6 protein-coding genes, 1 pseudogene and 1 riboswitch are annotated in these 5,785 nt (G+C 62.9%); of the genes and pseudogenes, 5 read left to right on the forward strand and 2 right to left on the reverse strand.

Annotated elements, in window-relative coordinates; all coding sequences use genetic code 11:
• Together JCM12296_RS31975 and JCM12296_RS31980 are read right to left on the reverse strand one after the other, a co-directional pair.
• A pseudogene (locus tag JCM12296_RS31975) lies at positions 1 to 226 on the reverse strand (hypothetical protein); the annotation flags it as partial.
• A gap of 26 nt (positions 227 to 252) precedes the next feature.
• Positions 253 to 1,611: an HDOD domain-containing protein gene (locus JCM12296_RS31980; protein WP_054701626.1), complete on the reverse strand. Its 1,359-nt coding sequence runs from the start codon at positions 1,609 to 1,611 to the stop codon at positions 253 to 255.
• Between the two features lie 140 nt (positions 1,612 to 1,751).
• Positions 1,752 to 1,955, forward strand: a riboswitch (cobalamin riboswitch).
• A gap of 152 nt (positions 1,956 to 2,107) precedes the next feature.
• Here JCM12296_RS31980 and JCM12296_RS31985 point away from each other — a divergent pair.
• The 5 genes from JCM12296_RS31985 to JCM12296_RS32000 all read left to right on the forward strand — a co-directional run.
• The gene (locus JCM12296_RS31985) at positions 2,108 to 3,217 is read left to right on the forward strand and encodes a FecCD family ABC transporter permease (RefSeq protein ID WP_306304179.1); all 1,110 of its coding nucleotides are present in this window, start codon (positions 2,108 to 2,110) and stop codon (positions 3,215 to 3,217) included.
• A 2-nt stretch (positions 3,218 to 3,219) separates the two neighbouring features.
• Positions 3,220 to 3,585 carry an ATP-binding cassette domain-containing protein gene (locus JCM12296_RS48515; protein ID WP_157068084.1) on the forward strand — a complete coding sequence of 122 codons (366 nt, stop codon included), beginning with the start codon at positions 3,220 to 3,222 and terminating at the stop codon, positions 3,583 to 3,585.
• Positions 3,513 to 4,070, forward strand: a complete 558-nt coding sequence (locus tag JCM12296_RS31990) for an ABC transporter ATP-binding protein (protein WP_157068085.1) — start codon at positions 3,513 to 3,515, stop codon at positions 4,068 to 4,070. The genes JCM12296_RS48515 and JCM12296_RS31990 overlap by 73 nt, the downstream gene beginning before the upstream one ends.
• A gap of 5 nt (positions 4,071 to 4,075) precedes the next feature.
• Positions 4,076 to 5,005, forward strand: a complete 930-nt coding sequence (locus tag JCM12296_RS31995; protein WP_246805203.1) for an ABC transporter substrate-binding protein — start codon at positions 4,076 to 4,078, stop codon at positions 5,003 to 5,005.
• A 93-nt stretch (positions 5,006 to 5,098) separates the two neighbouring features.
• A partial coding sequence (locus JCM12296_RS32000) for a cobyrinic acid a,c-diamide synthase CobB (RefSeq protein ID WP_246805205.1) occupies positions 5,099 to 5,785 on the forward strand: 687 nt, incomplete at its 3' end.

The raw sequence follows: 5,785 nt of genomic DNA on the forward strand, positions 1-5,785 counted from the left end.
CCCGCTGCCTGACCGCCGCCACCAGGGTGTTCAGGCTCAAGTCCGCCATCCCGAGGGGGCGCTGCCCGGCCAGAATCGTCTGGCGCAGGGCGTCGATGACCCAGCGAATGGCCGGAATCAGTACGGATTTCGGGATGGCTTCAAAATGACCGCCGGCGTTTCCATGGGCCAGGACCCGGTCCACACCAGGCAAGTGCTTCAATTGGACGTGTTGATTCTCATTCATCGGCAGGGGCTTTCTCGGACATCGGGTCAGGTTTCATCCGCAAGGGTCTCGGATGCCGGTTCGAAGACGGTTTCGGGGATCAGGTCCACCAGCTGGCGGAACTGGCCGGCGGAAAGGGACAGGCGCGCCAGATGGTCGCCTATGTGTTGCGTGTTGATGCGCTCCAGCTCAAGCCCGCTGTGAAACCGGGACATGAGCAGATCAGAGAGGTAGACGATGACGGTCAGGGTGTCGCCATCGGCGTTTTCCTCCGGCTGGTGATGGAAGCGGATGACGTTTTGCAGCGGCCGGGGCAGGGACCAGCGATCGGCCAGCAGGGCACCCACGCGGGTGTGGTCGATGCCCAGAATCTGGTTTTCCACGGTGATGATTTCCGTCTGGCGATTTTGGAATTCGCGGTAGAGCAGGGGGTAGGCATCACTGACGTGCTGATCCAGCACGACCTTGCCGATGTCGTGGAGCAGACCGGCGATATAGGCCGCACCGGGATCGGCGGCCCCGGCGGCAACGGCGATCCGTTCAGCCACCACGGCGGTTCCGATGGCATGGTGATAAAGGCCGCCCTTGCAGAGACTGTAGCCGATGCCGCTCTGACCGTAATAGCGCTGCACGGCGGCGGAAATGACCAGCTTGAGGAAAAGGGACTTGCCCAGGTACACCAGGGCGTGGTCCAAGGAAGTGACTTCCTGGTGTTTGGAGAACATGGCCGAGTTGCTGAGTTGGATGGTCCGCGCGCAGATGACCTGGTCTTTTTTGATCTCCTCGGCCACTTGATGGATGTCGTAGCTCTCCTGCTGCATGATGCGCAAGACCTTGAGGGCCACCTGGGGAATCGGCTGAATGGCTTCGATGCTGTGCTGGATATCGGCCCGGACTGGCAACCTTGCGGGCGAATCGGCGCGTTCGGCATCGAGCCCGGACGGCTGAATCGTGTGCCGCCAGTGTTGCATGTCCAGTTCAAGACAGCAGGTGAAGAATCCGCCGGTTTCGGTGCGCAGTACCTGAATTCCGGCGGCTTGCAGTGCGTCGAGGGCTGTTTCGGCGGTCCGTCCGCCGATGTCCAGATCAATGTCCAGGGGCGTCAACGGCCCCACCAGGGCACCGCCGGCAACCACGGCACGCATGTTTTCCGGCGTGGCGCCCAACTGGGTCAACCGGTTCAGAAAAAGCGGCATGGCGGTGGTGGCGTATTTTTCGGGATGGGCCAAACTGCCGGTTCCCACCGGCTCGGGGAGCAACAGATGGGCCAGTCCGCCGACGCCGGCCGTGGCATCGAAAACGGCAACCCCCACACAGGTGCCCAGGAAGGCCTGCAATCGCCTGGGTTCGGTTTCCCCCACGATGAAGGACCCCGAAGCCACGTGGAAGTCGGTTAAAATCGCCATCTGTCGGTCCTTAGCCGCTGTTTGTCTCGTCAGCTGCGGAACATACCATTATTTAAACACAATTTTCAACCTTGGGATACGTGAAACACCATAACGGTTTTTTTGCGACCGTGTCGGGGATTGACACGCTCCCGGTTTTCCCATACAAGCGAAACAAAGGTGCATCGCGCTTAATAGGGAATCCCGTGCGATCCGGGAGCGGTCCCGCCGCTGTAACTCCTGCCCCTGCCGGCAATGCCCGCAGGGAACCGCCAAACCATATGCCACTGTTCCGGATCACCGGTGTGGGAAGGCGTCTGACGGGTCGGGGAAGCCAGAAGACCTGCCTTTTGCACGTGCCGGAGAAGAGCTTGTGGAATTGTGTTTTCGGCCTTCCGCCACGTTAAGGGCCAAGCAAACTGGGTGCAACCCTTCAAACCCATTTAGCGGTTTGAAGGGTTTTGTTTTTTTCGCCGCCCTGCCGCTCGGTCGATATCGGTTGAAATGGAAATGGTCCATGTCCTTTCTTTATAACGACAATCCGCTTTCCCGCGCCTCCCATTCCAGTTGGGCCATGGCCATTTTTCTATGCGGCTTGCTGGTGGCCACCATCTGCCTGTCGGCCGGGATGGGCTACCTCAAGATTGCCTGGACCGACGTGTTGCGGGTGGTGTGGGCCGAGATTCTGCGCCTCATGTGTACCTTTAGGGAAAGCATGGCGGATCGTAGCCTGAGCTGTGATGCATTTGCCGCCGGTCTGAATGAGCTGACCCGCACCATCGTCATCGACGTTCGCCTGCCGCGTATCCTCACCGCCGCCACGGTAGGGGGCGGCCTGGCCTTGTGCGGTGTGGTCTTCCAGGGGATTCTGCTCAACCCCCTGGCCGATCCCTATACCCTGGGGGTATCTGCCGGCGCCGCCTTTGGCGCGGCCGTGGCCCTGCTGCTCAATCTGACGGCCGCCGGGATCTACAGCGTGCCGATTTGTGCCTTCATCGGGGCCACCGCCACCTTGCTGCTGGTGATCTACCTCTCCTCATCGGCCGGCGGTGCCAGCGCCAACAACCTGATTCTGTCGGGCATCATCGTGGCGGCGATCCTTTCGGCCGGCATCAGTTTCCTCAAATACGTGGCCGACGAACAGGTCTCGGTGATCATTTTCTGGTTGATGGGCAGCTTTGCCTCGAAAACCTGGGCGGATCTTGGCCTGACCATCGCTTTCCTGATTCCGGGAATGGCCATATTTCTCTTTTATGCCCGCGACCTGAATCTGCTTTGCCTCGGCCGTCGGGCGGCGGCCTCCCTAGGCGTGGATGCCCGGCGGGTGCCCTGGATCCTGCTGGTCACGGCCTCCCTGGTGGCGGCGGCCTGTGTGGCCGTTTCCGGCATCATCGGATTCGTGGGGCTCCTGGTTCCCCACATGATGCGCGCCATCGTGGGGCCGGACAACCGGCGGCTGTTACCGCTGGCTTTTCTCGGCGGTGCCGTTCTGCTGCTCTGGGCCGATACCCTGACCCGTGCCGTCCTGCCCCACGAAATTCCCATCGGCGTCCTTACGGCGCTGATCGGCGGGCCTTTCTTCTGTTATCTGTTTCGTCGGCGTCAGACCGGCAGTGGGGGATTCTGAAGATGGCGTTCAGCTTGCGCCAGGTTGCCTTCGCCCACCCGGGCCGGACGGTCTTCGACGGCCTGGACCTGACGCTTCCGGCGGGTCGCTTCATCGGCATCGTCGGACCCAACGGCTGCGGCAAGACCACCTTGTTGGATCTCTTATGCCGTCACCGTCTGCCCGACCACGGCGAGATCCGCTATGCCGGCCGTCCATTGGCCGGCTTTGGCAAGCGGGCCCTGGCGCGGGAGATTGCCTGGTGCCCCAGGACTACGGGATCAATTTCCCGTTTCGTGTGGAAGAGGTGGTGCTCATGGGCCGCTACCCGTACACGTCGCGTTTCGGCGCCCCCTCGTCCGACGATCTCGATCGGGTGGCCCGGGTGATGGCCGATTGCGGCATCCTGGATTTACGCGACCGGCCGGTGACCACCCTGAGCGGCGGTGAACGCCAACGGGTGATTTTTGCCCGCGGCCTGGCCCAGGATACGCCGGTGCTGGTGCTTGACGAAGCCACGGCCAATCTGGATGTGCGCCACGCCCTGACCCTGTTGGATCGGGTGGCCGCGCGGGTACGGGAGGGCCGGCGCACGGTAATCGCCGTTTTCCAGGAGCTCAACCTGGCGGCCGCTTACAGCCAGGAGCTGGTTCTGTTGGACGACGGCCGGGTCGTGGCTGCCGGTCCCACCGCGCGGGTGCTGACACCGGAAAACCTGGAAGCCGTCTTCGGCATTCAGGCGCGCGTGGCGGTCGACGATTTCACCGGCCGGCTGCAGGTGCGTTACAAGATCGCCGCGGAAGCCGCGCCAGCAGATACCGCGGCGGCGCCTGTCGTCATGATGCGGGCCGGTGGCGTTGGGGGAAGAGGATGATGCGAATGTCTCGAATCGTTGGCGTGGGGGTTGTCTTACTGCTGTCCTGGTGTTGCTGCGGGGCGGCTGCGCCGGACGCAGCCCTGCCGGAACACGCTCCGTACCAGCGCATCATTTCCCTGTACGCAGCCCATACGGAGAACCTGATGACCCTGGGGGCTGCCGAACGGCTGATCGGCATCGACGGCCAGTCGAAAACCCTGCCCGGGGCCGCCGGCAAGCCGATCTTCTCCTATCATGACGATCCGGAACGTTTTCTGGCCGCGCAACCGGATCTGGTGTTGATTCGTCCGATGATCGCAAGGGGTTACCCGCAACTGGTGCAGCGTTTGGAGCAAAGCGGCATCCGGGTGGTTTCGCTGCAGCCCACCACCGTGGACCAATTGGCCGACTACTGGCGCCAGTTGGGCCGACTGTGCGGCCAGTCGGCGGCGGCCGAGGCCATGATCGACCGTTTCAACGCGGCCGTGGATGCCTTCAAAGCCTTGTCGCGCACGGTGGCCTCGCCAAAACGGGTCTACTTTGAAGCGATTCACAGCAAGATGAAAACCTTCACGCCCCAGGCGATGGCGATCTTCGCCCTGGAGACCGCCGGCGGGGTCAACGTGGCCGCGGACGCGCCGGTGCGCGCCAACAACAACATCGCCGTTTACGGCAAGGAGCGGCTGCTCTCCCACGCCGCCGAGATCGATGTTTTTCTCTCCCAACAGGGGGCCATGAATCAGGCTTCCCGGGAGACGATCATGGCCGAGCCGGGCTTCGGCGTGATTCGGGCGATCAAGCACGACCAGGTTTTTCTCGTGGATGAGACCCTGGTTTCGCGGCCGACCCTGCGGCTTTTGCAGGGCATTTATCACATCGGTTGTCTGCTCTATCCGCAGACGTATCGTGCGGCCGGCCGCCGGATCCTGGCCGATGCCGGCCTGCCGGAATGAATCGTAGCGCCGATATCGGGTTTTTTACGAATCCGTCAAGGCTGGGAGCATGCCGCTATCAGTAAGAAGGAGGCTCGTATCAAAGGCATCGTCATCGCCGGAACCCACAGCGGAGCCGGTAAAACCACCGTCACCCTGGGCCTGATGGCCGCTTTGGCCGACCGGGGATACACCGTGGCCCCCTTCAAGGTGGGGCCGGACTTCATCGATCCGGGCCATCATGGTCGGATCACCGGGCGGGTCAGCCGCAACCTGGACGGCTGGATGCTCTCCGAGGCTTACAACCGGTCGGCCTTTGCCCGGCATGCCGCCGGTGCGGACATCGCCGTGGTGGAAGGCGTCATGGGGCTTTTCGACGGCTATGATGGCCGCAGCGAAGCCGGTTCCACGGCCCAGATGGCCAAATGGCTGGGGCTGCCGGTGGTTCTGGTGGTGGGCGCGCGCTCCATGGCACGCAGTGCCGCCGCCCTGGTGCAGGGGTTCGAGCGATTCGACGACCAGTTGACCTTTGCCGGCGTCCTTTTCAACCATCTGGGCAGCCCGCGTCACCTGAGCTATTTGCAGGAGGCCATGGCCGGTCATGTGCGCATGCCGATCCTGGGCGGCCTGATGCGTGATACGGCCATCGCCATTCCCGAGCGTCACCTGGGGCTGGTCACCCGTGAGGACCACGATCCTTCCACGGCCGTCCGGCGGGATTTGGCGGCGATGATCGAATCGCAGCTGGACCTGGACGCCCTGGTCCGGAACCTGCCCGAAATCAATCCCGGCGCCGCCGCT

Origin of the sequence: Desulfosarcina cetonica JCM 12296 (assembly GCF_001311845.1) — a bacterium.
Taxonomy (GTDB): domain Bacteria; phylum Desulfobacterota; class Desulfobacteria; order Desulfobacterales; family Desulfosarcinaceae; genus Desulfosarcina; species Desulfosarcina cetonica.